General features: G+C 66.9%; 13 protein-coding genes and 1 pseudogene. 5 read left to right on the top strand and 9 right to left on the bottom strand.

Annotation, left to right across the window (positions count from 1 at the left end; genetic code table 11):
• Positions 1–8: 8 nt before the first annotated feature.
• The 3 genes and pseudogenes from ACQKLX_RS10875 to nrdR form a co-directional block, all read right to left on the bottom strand.
• Positions 9–656: a riboflavin synthase gene (locus tag ACQKLX_RS10875; RefSeq protein WP_427361592.1), complete on the bottom strand. Its 648-nt coding sequence runs from the start codon at positions 654–656 to the stop codon at positions 9–11.
• Positions 656–1,753 (bottom strand): bifunctional diaminohydroxyphosphoribosylaminopyrimidine deaminase/5-amino-6-(5-phosphoribosylamino)uracil reductase RibD, encoded by a 1,098-nt coding sequence (gene ribD / locus ACQKLX_RS10870; protein WP_427361591.1) that lies wholly within the window; start codon positions 1,751–1,753, stop codon positions 656–658. Before ribD ends, ACQKLX_RS10875 begins: the two co-directional genes overlap by 1 nt.
• A pseudogene (gene nrdR / locus ACQKLX_RS10865) lies at positions 1,719–2,276 on the bottom strand (transcriptional regulator NrdR); the annotation flags it as partial. The pseudogene nrdR and the gene ribD, both read right to left, overlap by 35 nt.
• Before the next feature lie 262 nt (positions 2,277–2,538).
• Between nrdR and ACQKLX_RS10860 the strand changes: the two are divergent.
• Positions 2,539–3,489, top strand: a complete 951-nt coding sequence (locus ACQKLX_RS10860; protein ID WP_427361590.1) for a hypothetical protein — start codon at positions 2,539–2,541, stop codon at positions 3,487–3,489.
• Between the two features lie 24 nt (positions 3,490–3,513).
• On the opposite strand, the gene glyA is transcribed toward ACQKLX_RS10860, so the two are convergent.
• Both glyA and ACQKLX_RS10850 read right to left on the bottom strand, forming a co-directional pair.
• On the bottom strand, positions 3,514–4,809 hold the full coding sequence (gene glyA / locus ACQKLX_RS10855) for a serine hydroxymethyltransferase (RefSeq protein WP_427361589.1): 1,296 nt from the start codon (positions 4,807–4,809) through the stop codon (positions 3,514–3,516).
• Positions 4,810–4,907: 98 nt separating this feature from the next.
• On the bottom strand, positions 4,908–5,354 hold the full coding sequence (locus ACQKLX_RS10850; protein ID WP_427361588.1) for a helix-turn-helix domain-containing protein: 447 nt from the start codon (positions 5,352–5,354) through the stop codon (positions 4,908–4,910).
• 69 nt (positions 5,355–5,423) lie between these two features.
• On the opposite strand from ACQKLX_RS10850, the gene ACQKLX_RS10845 reads away from it, so the two are divergent.
• Both ACQKLX_RS10845 and nhaA read left to right on the top strand, forming a co-directional pair.
• Positions 5,424–6,629, top strand: a complete 1,206-nt coding sequence (locus tag ACQKLX_RS10845) for an MFS transporter (protein WP_427361587.1) — start codon at positions 5,424–5,426, stop codon at positions 6,627–6,629.
• Positions 6,630–6,787: 158 nt separating this feature from the next.
• Positions 6,788–8,050, top strand: coding sequence for a Na+/H+ antiporter NhaA (nhaA, locus tag ACQKLX_RS10840; RefSeq protein ID WP_427361586.1), 1,263 nt, complete (start codon positions 6,788–6,790; stop codon positions 8,048–8,050).
• A 193-nt stretch (positions 8,051–8,243) separates the two neighbouring features.
• Here nhaA and ACQKLX_RS10835 read toward each other — a convergent pair whose 3' ends face one another.
• The gene (locus ACQKLX_RS10835; protein WP_427361686.1) at positions 8,244–8,897 is read right to left on the bottom strand and encodes a GntR family transcriptional regulator; all 654 of its coding nucleotides are present in this window, start codon (positions 8,895–8,897) and stop codon (positions 8,244–8,246) included.
• Between the two features lie 139 nt (positions 8,898–9,036).
• On the opposite strand from ACQKLX_RS10835, the gene ACQKLX_RS10830 reads away from it, so the two are divergent.
• Both ACQKLX_RS10830 and ACQKLX_RS10825 read left to right on the top strand, forming a co-directional pair.
• Positions 9,037–10,011, top strand: coding sequence for a Bug family tripartite tricarboxylate transporter substrate binding protein (locus ACQKLX_RS10830; RefSeq protein WP_427361585.1), 975 nt, complete (start codon positions 9,037–9,039; stop codon positions 10,009–10,011).
• A 53-nt stretch (positions 10,012–10,064) separates the two neighbouring features.
• The gene (locus tag ACQKLX_RS10825) at positions 10,065–11,198 is read left to right on the top strand and encodes an isocitrate/isopropylmalate dehydrogenase family protein (RefSeq protein WP_427361584.1); all 1,134 of its coding nucleotides are present in this window, start codon (positions 10,065–10,067) and stop codon (positions 11,196–11,198) included.
• A 200-nt stretch (positions 11,199–11,398) separates the two neighbouring features.
• Here ACQKLX_RS10825 and ACQKLX_RS10820 read toward each other — a convergent pair whose 3' ends face one another.
• The 3 genes from ACQKLX_RS10820 to ACQKLX_RS10810 all read right to left on the bottom strand — a co-directional run bounded on the left by ACQKLX_RS10820 (position 11,399) and on the right by ACQKLX_RS10810 (position 14,096).
• Positions 11,399–12,640, bottom strand: coding sequence for a L,D-transpeptidase family protein (locus tag ACQKLX_RS10820; protein ID WP_427361583.1), 1,242 nt, complete (start codon positions 12,638–12,640; stop codon positions 11,399–11,401).
• 288 nt (positions 12,641–12,928) lie between these two features.
• Positions 12,929–13,441 (bottom strand): transcriptional regulator LdtR, encoded by a 513-nt coding sequence (gene ldtR / locus ACQKLX_RS10815; RefSeq protein WP_427361582.1) that lies wholly within the window; start codon positions 13,439–13,441, stop codon positions 12,929–12,931.
• Positions 13,442–13,649: 208 nt separating this feature from the next.
• Complete coding sequence (locus ACQKLX_RS10810; protein WP_427361581.1) at positions 13,650–14,096, bottom strand: DUF6163 family protein; 447 nt, start codon at positions 14,094–14,096, stop codon at positions 13,650–13,652.

The following is a 14,096-nucleotide window of genomic DNA, read 5'->3' as shown; positions in this document are numbered from 1 at the left end:
GACGCTGGTTAGCCGCCCGGACGCGCCTCCGCAAGCCGCGCAGCATACCGCGCCATCAGATCGACCTCGACATGGACGCCGTCCCCCTTCTGGCGCTCGCCCCAGGTGGTGACGCTGAAGGAGTGCGGGATCAGCAGCACGGTGAAGACGTCGTCCTCGACGGTGTTGACGGTGAGCGATGTGCCATCGAGACAGATCGAGCCCTTGGCGGCGATGAAGCGCGCGAGCCCCTGCGGCGCGCGGATATGAAAACGGGCCGTCGCGCCCCAGGGCTCGCTCGGGTCGGGCGCGATCTCGTCGATCTTCAGGATGGTGCCGACGCCGTCGACATGGCCGGTGACGAGATGGCCGCCGAGCTCGTCGCCCATCTTCAGCGAGCGCTCGAGGTTGATCTTCGTGCCCGGAGCCCATTCCGCGACGCGGGTCTTGGCCAGGGTCTCGGCCGCGGTCTCGACCTGGAAGGTGCAGCCCGCTTCACCGTCCTCGCGCGGCTTGAGCGCCGTCACCGTCAGACAGACGCCGGCGCAGGCGATCGAAGCGCCGAGCTCGATGCCGGAGGCTTCCCAAGGGCATGAAATGTCGAACTGCTTCAGGCTCGGACCCTTGGTCTCGGCGAGGGTGACGGTGCCGATGGCGGTGACGATGCCGGTGAACATCAGGCAATCCTCGTGAAAACTTCGAAACGGTCGCAGCCAATCTGCCCGGCTTGCGTGACGGCGTAGATTTCGGGATCGGCGAGCAGCGCCGCAAGCCCCGGCCTGACGGCGACGACGCCCTCGGCTCCGAGCGGCGTCGGCGAGGTCGAGACGATGACCTCGTCGGCGAGACCTCGCAGCGCCAGTTGCTCGCCGATCGTCGGGCCGCCTTCCGAGAAGACGCGGGTGATGCCGCGGGCCGCCAGCAGGCGCAGCGCCTCAAGTAGATCGAGGTGGCCATCGGCGCCGCGGGAGACGCGCATGACCTCGACGCCGGCGGCAACCAGCCTCTCCTCGGCCGCGACCGGCGCATCCTCGGCGGCGATCACCCAGAGCGGCACGGTCGCCGCGCCCTGAACCAGCTTGGCGTCGAGCGGCAGCCGCAGCGAGGAATCGAGCACGACGCGGATCGGCGAGCGGATCTCCATCCCCGGCAGGCGCACAGTCAGCAGCGGGTCGTCGGCGAGGACGCTGCCGATGCCGAGCATGATCGCATCATGGCTGGCGCGCAGGCGATGTACCCATTCGCCGGACTCGGGACAGGAGATGGCGAGCCTCGCGCCCCCTGCCCCGCCGGCAAAGCCGTCGGCGGTGCGCGCGACCTTGAAGGTCACCATCGGCCGCCCTTCCGTCACCCGCAGGACATGGCCGCGATGGCTGCGCTGCGCCTGGTCCTCGAGCACGCCGACCTTGACCTCTACGCCCGCCATGCGCAGCAAGGCATGGCTGAGGCCGGCGATCTGCGGGTTGGGATCGGCCATGGCCGAGACGACGCGCCTGACGCCGGCAAGCAAGGTGCGCTCGACGCAAGGGGTGCCGCCACGGACCGTGCGGTGCGAGCAAGGCTCCAGCGTGACGTAGAGCGTACCGCCGCTCGCGGCTGCGCCGGCGTCCTCGAAAGCCATCGCCTCGGCATGTGGGCGGCCGCCCGGTTGCGTGCGGCCCTCGCCGACGATCGCTGGCCCATCCGGGCCGTCGCGCACGACGACGGCGCCGACGCTCGGATTTGGCCAGGTTTGACCAAGCCCGCGCGCGCCGAGCTCCAGCGCTCGCGCCATGAAGACGCGGTCGATCTCGTCCTGGTCAGGCATCGTCGCGGGCGGGCGCCGGCTTGCTGTCGGGCTCGATCTCGTCGCCACCGAGCTGGCCGAGCAGTTCCTCGAAATCGCGCGCCTCGCGGAAATTCCTGTAGACCGAGGCGAAGCGGACGTAGGCGACGTCGTCGAGCGACTTCAGCCCCTCCATCACCAGCTCGCCGATGGTCGAACTCTGGATCTCGGCCTCGCCGGAGCTTTCGAGCTGGCGGACGATGCCGTTGACCATGCGCTCGATCCGTTCGGGCGCCACGGAGCGCTTGCGTAGCGCCACCTCGATCGAGGTCTGCAGCTTGTCGCGGTCGAAGGCGGTACGCCGGCCCGAGCGCTTGACCACGGTGAGCTCGCGCAGCTGCACGCGCTCGAAGGTGGTGAAGCGGCCGCCGCAATCGGGGCAGACGCGCCGACGCCGGATCGAGGCGTGGTCGTCGGTCGGCCGCGAATCCTTCACCTGGGTATCGAGCGAGCCGCAATAGGGACAGCGCATGAATGAGGCCTCGAGGTTGACTTGAGGGACGATACCGTCCGCGGCCCTTCATTGCCCCAGCCATGCCGTCGCAGGCCAGCGAAAAACGACCAGCCGCGGGCAAGGGAGCAAGCACGAGATCGCATGACGCTCCGGCACCGGATCGCAGCCCTCGCCAGAAAATGACGCCGGACGATCAGCCTTCCCCATGGCAAGATGTCGTCCTGCGACCCGCCTGCGCCTGCCTGCCGATCCCCATCGCCTGCCAATCGGAGTTTCGCAGATGTCCAATGACTCTATGGGCGACGCCTTCGGCGGCCTGGTCGTGCTGGCGTTCGACCTGTTCGACAGCGAGATTCAGAGATCTCCCGAACGCCTCGCCGAGATCCTCAAGAGCCCGGTCGTGTTGGCGACGGCACAGAAAGGGCTGCTGAGCTTCGCCAACGCCAAACTCAAGAGCCAGACGACCCAGCTCTCGCCCGAGGACATCAAGAAGCTGCGCTCGATCGGCGACGATGTCCTGTCCAAGGCGGCCGACGAATATTTCAAGCAGATCAAGAAGTCGTCGAACTACAAGGCTCTGGAGAAGCAGGTCGACGCCTTCAAGGAGGCAGCCAGCTCCTCGGCGCTCGGCGTCTGGATCGATCAGCACAAGGGCATCGTCTACGTCGTCGGCGCGGCGCTGGCGCTCGGAGCGGGCGCTGCCCTCTTCGTCACCAAGCCGAACAATGGCGCGGTGACGCTCGGCCTGCAGCAGCTGGAGAAGCTGAAATTCGAGGTCGTCAAGCTCGGTGCGCTGAAGCTCGGCGTCGGCGGCATCGTCTTCGACCCGACGGCCGAGCTGGTCGGCGCCAAACTGACGGGCAAGCTGAAATGGGAGCGGCTGAAGCTCGATCTTTCGCTTCAGGTCGTGACGAAATCGGCCGCGATCGAGAAGGTCGAGGGCGAGGTCATGGTGCAATACGGCTCGTTCGAGCTCAGCGGCATCGTCAAGAAGGACGTCGCCAAGCCGACCGTCGACCTCAACCTCAAGCTGAGCGCCACGGATGACCGCTTCAACGTCTCGGTCGCCGCGCAGGTCAAGGACGGCCAGTTTGGCGGCAGCGCCTCCGCCGGCTACAAGATCACCAAGGGGCTCGACCTCAACGCCGAGCTCAGCCGGACCAACCGGGGCGATGCGCCCGGCGGCCCGGAGAACCTGTTCATGATCAAGCTGACCGGGACCTTCCCGTAACGAGAGGCCCCGGTCGTTTCCCGCTCAGTAGATCGGGAAGCGCGCGGTCAGCTCGTGGGCCTTGGCCTTGACCGCCTGCTCGACGGCGGCATTGCCCTCCTCGCCATTGGCGGCGAGGCCGTCCAGCACCTCGGCGATCAGCTCGCCGACCTTCTTGAACTCGGCGACGCCGAAGCCGCGCGAGGTCGCCGCCGGCGTGCCGAGGCGAATGCCGGAGGTCACCATCGGCTTCTCCGGATCGAAGGGGATGCCGTTCTTGTTGCAGGTGATGTGGGCACGGCCGAGCGCAGCCTCGGCGGCCTTGCCGGTGACCTTCTTGGAGCGCAGGTCGACCAGCATCAGGTGGTTGTCGGTGCCGCCGGTGACGAGGTCGAAGCCCTTGCTCTTCAGCGTCTCGGCCAGCGCCTTGGCATTGGCGACGACGGCGTGGGCGTAGGTCTTGAACTCCGGCTGCAGCGCCTCGTGGAACGAGACCGCCTTGGCGGCGATGACGTGCATCAGCGGCCCGCCCTGCAGGCCCGGGAACACCGCCGAGTTGATCTTCTTGGCGATCGCCTCGTCATTGGTCAGCACCATGCCGCCGCGCGGGCCGCGCAGGGTCTTGTGGGTGGTTGTGGTGACGACATGGGCGTGCGGGAACGGCGAGGGATGGGCGCCGCCGGCGACGAGCCCGGCGAAATGGGCGATATCGACCATGAAATAGGCGCCGACCTTGTCGGCGATCTCGCGGAAGCGGGCGAAGTCCCAATGGCGGGCATAGGCCGAGCCACCGGCGACGATGAGCTTCGGCTTGTTCTCGACGGCGAGGCGCTCCATCGCGTCATAGTCGATCAGCTGGTCGACGACGCAGACGCCATAGGGCACGACCTTGAACCACTTGCCGGACTGGTTGACCGGAGCGCCATGGGTGAGGTGACCGCCGGCGGCGAGGTCGAGGCCCATGAAGGTATCGCCCGGCTGCATCAGCGCCATGAACACGGCCTGGTTGGCCTGGCTGCCCGAGTTCGGCTGGACATTGGCGAACTGGCAATCGAACAGGCGGCAGGCACGCTCGATTGCGAGCTTCTCGGCGATGTCGACGAACTGGCAGCCGCCATAGTAACGCCGGCCTGGATAGCCCTCGGCGTATTTGTTGGTCATCACCGAGCCCTGAGCCTCGAGCACCGCCTGCGAGACGATGTTCTCCGAGGCGATCAGCTCGATCTCGTCGCGCTGACGACCAAGCTCCAGCTCGATGGCGCGGGCGATCTCCGGATCGACATCGGCGAGGCCGGCGCCGAAGAAGGAGTTGGAGAGGTGCTTGCGCGCGGCGTCGGTCATGTCCGGCTCCTGAAAAATGCGGCGGCCGATCGCGGCCCAGCCCCGTGCGCGGTCCCTATCACGCAGAGTGAGGCTGTCCAAGCAATAGATGGCCGCGGCTAAGGAGCTGCCCGGCGCGCGCCGGAACGCCTGACAGAAGGACGGTAACCGAGCTTCCGCCGCGGAGCCGCCTGCATCAGCTTGCGGAAGGTCGGGCATTCCAGATGCGAGGGTGCGGGACAGTCGGCGACATGGCGCAGGATGTCCCGCAGCGTCCGCAACTCGGCCATCTGCCGCTGCAGCTCGTCGGCCTTGAGGCGCAGCTGGTCGCGTGGGATGGCGGGCTTGCCGTCGCGCTCGAACATGCCGGCAATCTCCTCCAGCGAGAAGCCGGCGGCCTTGCCCATGGCGATCAGCGACAGCTTCAGCAGCACGTCGCCATCGAATTGCCGCCGCAAGCCCCGCCGCCAGAGCGAGGAAATCAGGCCGATCTCTTCGTAATAGCGCAGCGTCGAGGGCGCGACGCCCGAGTGCTCGGCGACCTCGCCGATATCCAGAACAGGCATGCTTGACCTCAAGTCGACTTGAATTCGTACGCTCTGCCGAACCTATCACTTCGGCAAGAGGAAAAAATCATGGAAGCTCTTCTCGTTCCAAAGCAAATTCCGGTCTGGCAAGACCGGCGCGCCATCGCGCTCCTGATGGCGGCATCGCTCACCACCATGGCCAACGCGACGATCGCGCCGGCGCTGCCCGAGCTGGAGCGCCTGTTCGCAGATGATCCCAACGCCGCGCTGCTGACACGACTGCTGGTGCCGGCGCCTTCGCTCAGCGTCGCGATCCTTGCTCCGCTCGCAGGTATCGCCGCCGACCGAATCGGGCGGCGGCGGCTGCTGCTCTTCGGCGTGATCCTGTTCGTGCTGTCGGGGTCCGCCGGGCTCGTCCTGCCCGACCTGCCGACGATCTTCGCCAGCCGCCTCGTGCTCGGCGTCGCCGTGGCCCTGATCATGACGGCGCAGACCGCTCTGGTCGGCGACTATTTCAGTGGTGACGACCGCAACGCCCTCACCGGCCTGCAGATCTCGGCGCGCAATCTCGGCGGCCTCGTCTTCATCCTCGCCGCCGGCTGGGTCGCGACGCTCTCGCCGCGCCTGCCCTTCGCGATCTACGGGCTGGCCGCTGCCTTCCTGCCGCTGATGTGGCTGGTCATCGTCGACCTGCCGCGCCTGTCACCGGCCGGCGCCAACCTCGCCGGCCCGAACGATGAACAACGCGGCTGGCGGCTCCTTCTCGCCTTGCTGGTGCTGCTGCAGGGCGCGACCAACATGATCTTCTTCGTCATGCCGACGCAGCTCTCCTTCTTCCTGGATGCGCAGGGCTATGACAGCGCGATCATGACCGGCTCGGCGCTGGGCGTGCTGATGCTGTCGGGTGGCGGCTTTGCCCTGCTCTACCAGCGCATCCAGCGGGCAGTCGGCTATGCCGGCATCTTCGCGCTGGGCTATGGCGCGATGGCGCTCGGCTTTCTCGTCCTGCTGCTCGCCGCGACCACCCCGGCGATCTTCACCGCCGTCGCCGCGATCGGCGCCGGCTATGCCCTGGTCTCGCCGAGCTTCGTCGCGCTGGCCCTCAACCTCGCGCCGCGGCGGAAGCGCGGGCTGGCCGGCGGGATCCTGACCGCCTCGATCTTCATCGGCCAGTTCTGCTCGCCGCTCATCAGCACGCCGCTGATCGCAGGACATGGCTATGCCAGCCTGTTCGGCGGCACGGCCATGGCGCTCGCCGTCATGACCATCGCGGCCATGCTGGCAGGTGGAGCCAACCGGCTGCGCCGCCGATGATGCGACGATATGGAGTGCTGTCTCGCACGCACACTGCTTTATTCGCGGGGTGGGAAGGCCGACTCGCCATGGAGTGGCGCAATCGTCGGCTGCAATCGAAACGACATCGGGGTGTCGCAGCAGCCGGGTGAAACGGACACCGGCGGAAGGAGGCCAATGTGGCGCAGCAGACGGACGAGATCGAGGCTCAGCACCCAGATTGGCCGCCCAAGCGCCGTTCGCCCTTGCACGCCTTCATCGAAAGCGGCGCCGCAGCCGGCGTCCTGCTGGTCCTCTCCGCCGCGCTGGCGCTTATCATCGCCAATTCGGCGCTCGGCATCGTCTATTTCACGATCCTGGACGCGAAGATCGCCGGCCTTACCCTCCTGCACTGGATCAACGACGCGCTGATGGCGGTGTTCTTCCTGGTGGTCGGACTGGAGATCAAGCGCGAGTTCATCGAAGGCCAGCTCGCGAGCTGGAGCCGGCGCGCCCTGCCGGCCCTGGCGGCGCTGGGCGGCATGGTCGCGCCTGCCGTGATCTATGCCACGCTCGCCTGGAGCGATGCGCAGGCGATACGCGGCTGGGCGATCCCCGCCGCCACCGACATCGCCTTCGCACTCGGCGTGCTCGCCATCCTCGGCTCGCGCGTGCCTGTTTCGCTCAAGATCTTCCTGACCGCGCTCGCCATCCTCGACGATCTCGGCGCGATCCTGATCATCGCCCTGTTCTATTCGGGCAATCTCTCGCTGCCGATGCTTGCCGGCGCCGGGGCGTGCCTGGCCGTGTTGATCGCGCTCAATCTGCGCGGCGTGCGCCTGCTGCCGCTCTATCTCGCCATAGGCGCCCTGCTCTGGTTCTTCGTGCTGAAATCCGGCATCCATGCCACGCTCGCTGGCGTCGCGCTGGCGCTGACCATCCCGCTCGTCGGCCGCGGCACCGAGAGCGACGAGCCCGAGCATTCGCCGCTGCACACACTGGAGCACAAGCTCCATCCCTGGTCGTCCTATTTCATCGTGCCGGTCTTCGGCTTCGCCAATGCCGGCGTCTCGATCGCCGGCATGTCGCCATCGCTGCTGCTGACGCCTGTGCCGCTCGGCATCGTGCTCGGGCTCTTCCTCGGCAAGCAGATCGGCGTCTTCGGCTTCGCCTGGCTCGCGGTGCGGCTCGGTCTCGGCACCATGCCGGCCAAGGCGACATGGGCGCAACTCTATGGCGTCTCGCTGCTCTGCGGCATCGGCTTCACCATGAGCCTGTTCATCGGGGCGCTGGCCTTCGCGAACAATGCCGCGCTCAATGACGCGACCAAGATCGGCGTGCTCGCCGGCTCGGCGCTGTCGGCGGTAATCGGCTATATCGTGCTCCATATCGCCGGCCGGCATCTGGCACCAGAGGAGGACGACCCCGTGCCGGCAGCCGGACCTCGCAAGCGGGCGCGCTGAGAAGCGCCCCGACGATCACACAATTGTCGCAGCTGCGGCGGAACCAAGGCGGGCTCGCCGCGTTGCCTCCCCAGCGGTGGAGGCGGCAATGGGCTTCAGTCTTCTGGAAATCTCAGTGGTGATGGCGTGCATCTCGCTGCTCGGCTTTCTGATCGCCGACAACCTGGCGTGACCCGAACCGTTCGCGGGCGAGTCAGCTCGCCTGTACCAGCCGCCGCAGCCGCTCCCGGCCGGCCGCCCTGATGTGATCGCGGGCGGCGGCTTCCGCCTTGGCAGGGTCGCGAGCTTCCACCGCCGAGACGATGGCGTCATGCTCGGCATGCGCCTGCGCTGCCCGGTCGACATCGAGCAATGTCGAAGCACCGAGCAAGGCGCGCGCATCGCGCAGCGCGTTCAGGGCCTTCAGCAGATAGCGGTTATGCGCCGCGCCATAGAGCGCCGAATGAAAGCGCTCATTGTGGCGTGCGAGTTCCGGTGGGCGGGCGAGCAACCCGGCCTCGATCTCATGCAGGTCGCGCAGCAACGCGACTTCACCCTCCGAAGCGTGGCGGGCGGCGAAGGCGGCGACCGTCCCCTCCAGCACCTCACGCATCGCATAAAGCTCGGACACCGCCTGGTGATCGAGCGTCATGACCACAAGCGTGCGGGAGTCCCGGGTGAAGAAACCCTCGGCCTCGAGCCGGCGCACCGCCTCGCGCAAGGGCGTGCGGCTCATTTCGAGACGCGCGGCGAGATCCTCCTCGCGCAGGCGCATGCCGGGCTTGAGTTCACCGGCATCGATCGCCTCGCGCAGGCGCTCATAGGCCTGGCCCGCAAGCGAGCGCGCCGGCTGGACATCCGCGAACACCGTCAAACCGCACCCTCTCCCGCTCCAAACCGCCAGCTTCGGTGATCGCCCGCCCCCGCGCCGAAATCAACGCTTGCCCTCATCACTCATTTCAGCATACTTCGGTATACTAAAAATGAAAACACTATGGGAGGTCGCCTTGTCACGCCGGATCACGAAGCTCCTGCTCGCGGCTGCATTCGCTGCCACATCCACCCTCGCCGCGAAGGCGCAGGACTGGCCGAGCAAGCCGATCAGCATGGTCGTGCCCTATGCCGCCGGCGGCGGCACCGACGTGATCGCGCGGGCCGTCGCGCAGAAGCTGCAGGAACGTCTCGGGGTCGGCGTCGTCGTCGAGAACCGCGCTGGGGCCGGCGGCAATCTCGGTACCACCGCGGCGGCGCAGGCTCCGGCCGACGGCTACACCGTTCTGATCAGCAATATCGGCCCGATGGCGGTCAATCCGAGCCTGTTCAAGAATCTGAAATACGACCCAGCCGAGGTGCTGGAGCCGGTGACGCTGATCGCCAAGGCGCCGCTGCTCCTGCTGGTGCATCCTTCGGTCAAGGCCAACTCGGTCGCCGAATTGATCGCGCTCGCCAAGGCGCAGCCTGAGGGAATGACCTACGGCACGGCCGGGCACGGCTCGGCCAACCACATCGCCACGGCGCTGTTCGAGCTGATGGCAGGCGTCAAGCTGAAGCACGCGCCCTATCGCGGCGCCGGCCCGGCGTTGAACGACCTCATCGGCGGGCATATCCCGATGATGTTCGCGACGCTGCCCTCGGCGATCGGCCATGTGCACGGCGGCGGCCTCAAGGCGCTCGCCGTCACCACCGCCGAGCGTGCGCCGGCCCTGCCGCAGGTGCCGACACTCGCGGAAGCCGGCGTGCCTGGCTACGAGGCGAGCGGCTGGTACGGCGTCTTCGTGCGCAAGGGCACCTCGCAGGCGATCATCGACAGACTGCGCAGCGAGGTCGCGACCATCATCAACCTGCCAGAGGTCCGCAAGAACCTCGAACTCGAAGGCGCCCAGCCGATCGGCAACACGCCGGCCGAGTTCGCCACCTTCGTCAAGGCCGAGCGCGAGAAGTGGTCGAAGGTCGTCGCCGAGGCCGACATCAAGATCGAGTGACGATCTCACTCAGCTGCGCCATCCCAGCCCCATTCGACCCGGAACGACCCACCATGACCGACGCGACACCCCCTGCCCTGCGCCTGCTTGTCCTCGAAGGGGACGGCATCGGCCCCGAGATCGCGGCGGCGACCTGCAAGGTGCTCGACGCGGCTAGCGCACTGTTCGGCTTCAAGGCCGGCTATGAGCGTGCCGAGATCGGGTTTTCGGCGCTGAAGAACCAGGGCACGACCTTTCCCGAGACCGTCCTGGAAGCCGCGAAGCGAACGGACGGGGTCATTCTCGGCCCGGTCTCGCACAACGAGTATCCGCCGGCAGAGAAGGGCGGGCTCAACCCGTCCGGGCAGTTGCGCAAGCGGCTCGACCTCTACGCCAATATCCGCCCGGCCCGCTCGCGCGAGGGTTTCGCGCCACGCTGCGGCAAGCCGCTCGACCTCGTGATGGTGCGCGAGAACACCGAAGGCTTCTATTCCGACCGCTCGATGCATCTCGGCCCCGGCGAGATCATGCCGACGCCGGACCTCGCCATGTCCTTCCGCAAGGTGACGCGGCAGGCCTCGCTGCGGATCGCCGAGAGCGCCTTCGCGCTGGCCCGCCAGCGGCGGCGCAAAGTGACGGCCGTGCATAAAGCCAATGTGCTGCGCATCTCCGACGGGCTCTTCCTTGAATGCGTGCGCTCGGTCGCCGCGCGTTACCCAGATGTCGAATATGACGAGAAGATCATCGATGCGATGGCGGCGCTGCTGGTGCGCGACGCCAGCGTCTTCGACGTGATCGTCACCACCAACATGTTCGGCGACATCCTCTCCGACCAGGCCTCGGAGATCTCCGGCAGCCTCGGTCTCGCCGCCTCGCTCAACGCCGGCGAAGATCACGCGGTGGCGCAGGCTCAGCACGGCTCGGCGCCCGACATCGCCGGTCGCGACCTCGCCAACCCGGCCTCGCTGATCGGCTCGGCCGCGATGCTGCTCGCCTGGCTCGGCGAGCGGCGGCAGGCCCCTGCCCTGCTGCAGGCTGCGCAGGCGATCGAGCAGGCGATCGACCTGACGATCAAGGCGCCGGAGCTGCGCACGCGCGATCTCGGCGGCCCGCTCGGGACGCGAGCCTTCGCCAGCTGCGTCGCCGCCAATCTGGCCGAGCTGGCGAAAGTAGCCAGAGCTGAACACTTTCCTCAGCTTTCATCCTGAGGAGGCCCGAAGGGCCGTCTCGAAGGATGGTCCAGGTGTTTCGGGAGCCTCCTGAAACATCCTTCGAGACGCCGCGGAGTTTATCCTTGGGCCGGCCAAAAGCCGGACCCGAGGGCGGCTCCTCAGGATGAGGGCTCAAATAGAAAAGGCCCGCCGGTCAACGGCGGGCCTTATAGTTTCGAGCACTTCGTAGTGACTGCTCAGATGTCCTGGTCGCCTTGCAGGGCGGCAACCGCCGCCGGGCCGAGGCCGTCCTTGTTGTAGATGTCGTCGCGGAACTGCACGCCGCCATCGGGCGTCGCCCAGGCGGTGATGTAGACCCAGTAGCACGGCACCGGATTGGCGATGCGGGCGTTGACGCGCTCGCCCGAGGCGATGGTCTCGTCGATCTTGGCGCGATCCCAGCCGGGCGTCTCCTTGAGCAGGAAGGCGATGTAGTCGCGCACGTTCTGGACGCGGATGCAGCCCGAGGAGACGAAGCGGAAATCGTCGCCGAAAATGCCCTTCGACGGCGTGTCGTGCATGTAGACGCCGTGCGGGCTCGGAATGTTGATGCGCACGAAGCCGAGCGAATTGAACTCGCCGCCGGGATCCTGGCGGAAGGTGTAGCGGGTCGCCTCGTCCGAGTTCCAGTTGACGCGCTCGGGCGCGATCTCGCCGCTCGGCCCGATGATGCGGATCTTGTTCTCGGTGAGGTAGCCCGGCTCCTTGCGCATCTTCGGGATCAGATCCTTGCGGATGATCGAAGCAGGCACCGTCCAGGTCGGGTTGAAATTGACCTCGGGGATCTTGGTCTGCAGCAGCGGCGACTGGCGGTCGATCTTGCCGACGCCGGCGGCATGGCGGGTCGCGACATGGCCGTTCTCGACCGTCTCGACCGCCGCGGCCGGGATGTTCGCCACGACATAGCGGTTGCCGAGATTGCCCGACCAGGTGCGCAGGCGCACGATATTGGTCTCGAGCTGGCGGATGCGCCGGTCGACCGGCACGTTGAGCGCAGCCAGCGTCGCGCGGTTGATGCTGCCGGTGGTCGACAGGCCCATGCGCGACTGGAAGCGGCGCACGCCGCCCTCGACATAGGAATCGTAGATGTTGCTGTCGCCGGCGGAAGCATCGAGATCGCCGGTGACGATCAGGCGCTGGCGCAACGCCACGACGCTCGGGCCCCGCGAGCCGACGGAGAGACGCTCACTGACCTGCAAGGTCGGCCAGCCGCCACGCGCGGCGAGCGCCCGATAGGTTTCGACGGCCTGCTCGGTCGCAGCCAGGGCGGCCGGTGAGAGCATTGGCGTCGAGGAACGCTGGACGGCGTTGCGCGAGCCGGCATCATAGCTCTGGCGCCACTCGGCCTGCTGGGCGAAAGCCGGCAGGCTGACGCCGGCGGCAGCAGTCGAGAGCATGGCCAGAACCGTCTCGCGGCGGGTCAGGCAGATATTCGGCATCGATCGTTACCCCTTGGACTTCGCATATCACCGGAGCGGGACGCGACCCGCCCCTTCGGCCGGGCATCTGCCACGGCCGGTCGCTGGGGACGATCCCTTACCACAGTTAACAGCTCATGATGAGCGCGGCATTTTTAGGGCGGCGATGCGTCGCGCTCACGCGGGTTTGATCGCTGTTGGCCGAAGAGAAATCACTGTTGCCGGAAAGAAACAGGCGCACGCGCCCCGGCCGAAAGGCCGAAGCGCGCTGCGGGAAATCCTGTCGAGCAGGGCGGAGCGCCCTGCCCCTCAGAGCTTGTAGCGGATCTGGTCGGTCCAGAAGCGCTCGAGGCGCAGCAGGGCGTTGTTCATCCGCTCGAAGTCGTCGGCCGCAATGCCGCCGATCTGCTCGACCGTGCGGACATGCTTGTCGTAGACGCCCTTGACGATGTGGTGCACCTCGCGGCCCTTGTCGGTCAGGCTGATGCGCACCGAGCGACGGTCGATCCGCGAACGGGCATGGTGCAGGAAGCCGAGCTCGACCAGCTTCTTGACGTTGTAGGAGACGTTCGAGCCGAGGTAGTATCCGCGGGTGCGCAGCTCGCTGGCCGAGAGCTCGGCGTCGCCGATATTGTAGAGGAGCAGCGCCTGCACGCTGTTGACGTCGTCGCGGTTGCGGCGCTCGAACTCGTCCTTGATCACGTCGAGCAGTCGGCGATGCAGCCGCTCGACCAAGGTGAGGGACTCAAGGTAAAGCGGCTTCACCTTGAGCTGAACCTCTTCGGACGCGGCCGGCTCCACAGTCTTTACATTGCTCTTCATGGTAATATCCCGCCTGTTGATTACCGGCCAGGATTTGTCTCCCGGTCCGCTTCTGAAAGACACCATAGGCGGGGCGGATGAAAACGAGTTTAAATATCAGGATGAATCAGGGATTTACCCATTTGGGTGAATCCAAAATGAACCGGAAGTCTCTTAAGCTAAAGCGATTCTTACCTCGGCCTACCGTATTCGAGGCAGGCGGGCGGGCTCAGGATTCCTGATTCTCGGCCGCCCAGGTGGCGAGGAAATAGGTCAGCATCAGCCCGACATAGGTGCCGATCAACACGGGTGAGAGCGTCAGCCAGCGCGGGAAGAAGAAGCCGAGCAGTAGCTGGCTGACGGCAGCGAGCAGCCAGAGCACGCCGCCCCAGGTCGCGGTCAGCCAGAGGCCGACGCCGGCGACGAGATCGAAGACCGCGAAATAGACGGTTATCGCCTGGAAGGTCAGCGGGCGCGTCTCGAAGGCGGGGCCCGGCTCGAAGACCAGCCCGAGGCCGAGGATCGTCGCCCAGTGCATCAGGCCCTTGCCGATCCAGATCACCGAGAGCAGGCGCAGCAGCCAGACCAGGATCAGCCGCCAGCGTATGCCGCGCTTCTTGGCCTCGCCCACTTGAGCCGGGCCGCGCAGAACCTCGCCGTCGCGCAGGACCGCCAT

This window comes from Allobosea sp. NPDC003192, assembly GCF_050275675.1.
Lineage (GTDB): Bacteria > Pseudomonadota > Alphaproteobacteria > Rhizobiales > Beijerinckiaceae > Allobosea.
This window is presented reverse-complemented; position numbering and strand designations above follow the sequence as displayed.

What these genes read in the sequence shown, in the direction of transcription:
- ACQKLX_RS10845 (WP_427361587.1), top strand. Translation starts at nt 5,424, where the DNA reads ATGGAAGCTCTTCTCGTTCCAAAGCAAATTCCGGTCTGGCAAGACCGG.
- ACQKLX_RS10875 (WP_427361592.1), bottom strand. Translation starts at nt 656, where the DNA reads ATGTTCACCGGCATCGTCACCGCCATCGGCACCGTCACCCTCGCCGAG.
- ribD (WP_427361591.1), bottom strand. Translation starts at nt 1,753, where the DNA reads ATGGCGCGAGCGCTGGAGCTCGGCGCGCGCGGGCTTGGTCAAACCTGG.
- ACQKLX_RS10820 (WP_427361583.1), bottom strand. Translation starts at nt 12,640, where the DNA reads ATGCCGAATATCTGCCTGACCCGCCGCGAGACGGTTCTGGCCATGCTC.
- ACQKLX_RS10850 (WP_427361588.1), bottom strand. Translation starts at nt 5,354, where the DNA reads ATGCCTGTTCTGGATATCGGCGAGGTCGCCGAGCACTCGGGCGTCGCG.
- ACQKLX_RS10810 (WP_427361581.1), bottom strand. Translation starts at nt 14,096, where the DNA reads ATGGCGGTCCTGCGCGACGGCGAGGTTCTGCGCGGCCCGGCTCAAGTG.
- ACQKLX_RS10825 (WP_427361584.1), top strand. Translation starts at nt 10,065, where the DNA reads ATGACCGACGCGACACCCCCTGCCCTGCGCCTGCTTGTCCTCGAAGGG.
- ACQKLX_RS10860 (WP_427361590.1), top strand. Translation starts at nt 2,539, where the DNA reads ATGTCCAATGACTCTATGGGCGACGCCTTCGGCGGCCTGGTCGTGCTG.
- glyA (WP_427361589.1), bottom strand. Translation starts at nt 4,809, where the DNA reads ATGACCGACGCCGCGCGCAAGCACCTCTCCAACTCCTTCTTCGGCGCC.
- ldtR (WP_427361582.1), bottom strand. Translation starts at nt 13,441, where the DNA reads ATGAAGAGCAATGTAAAGACTGTGGAGCCGGCCGCGTCCGAAGAGGTT.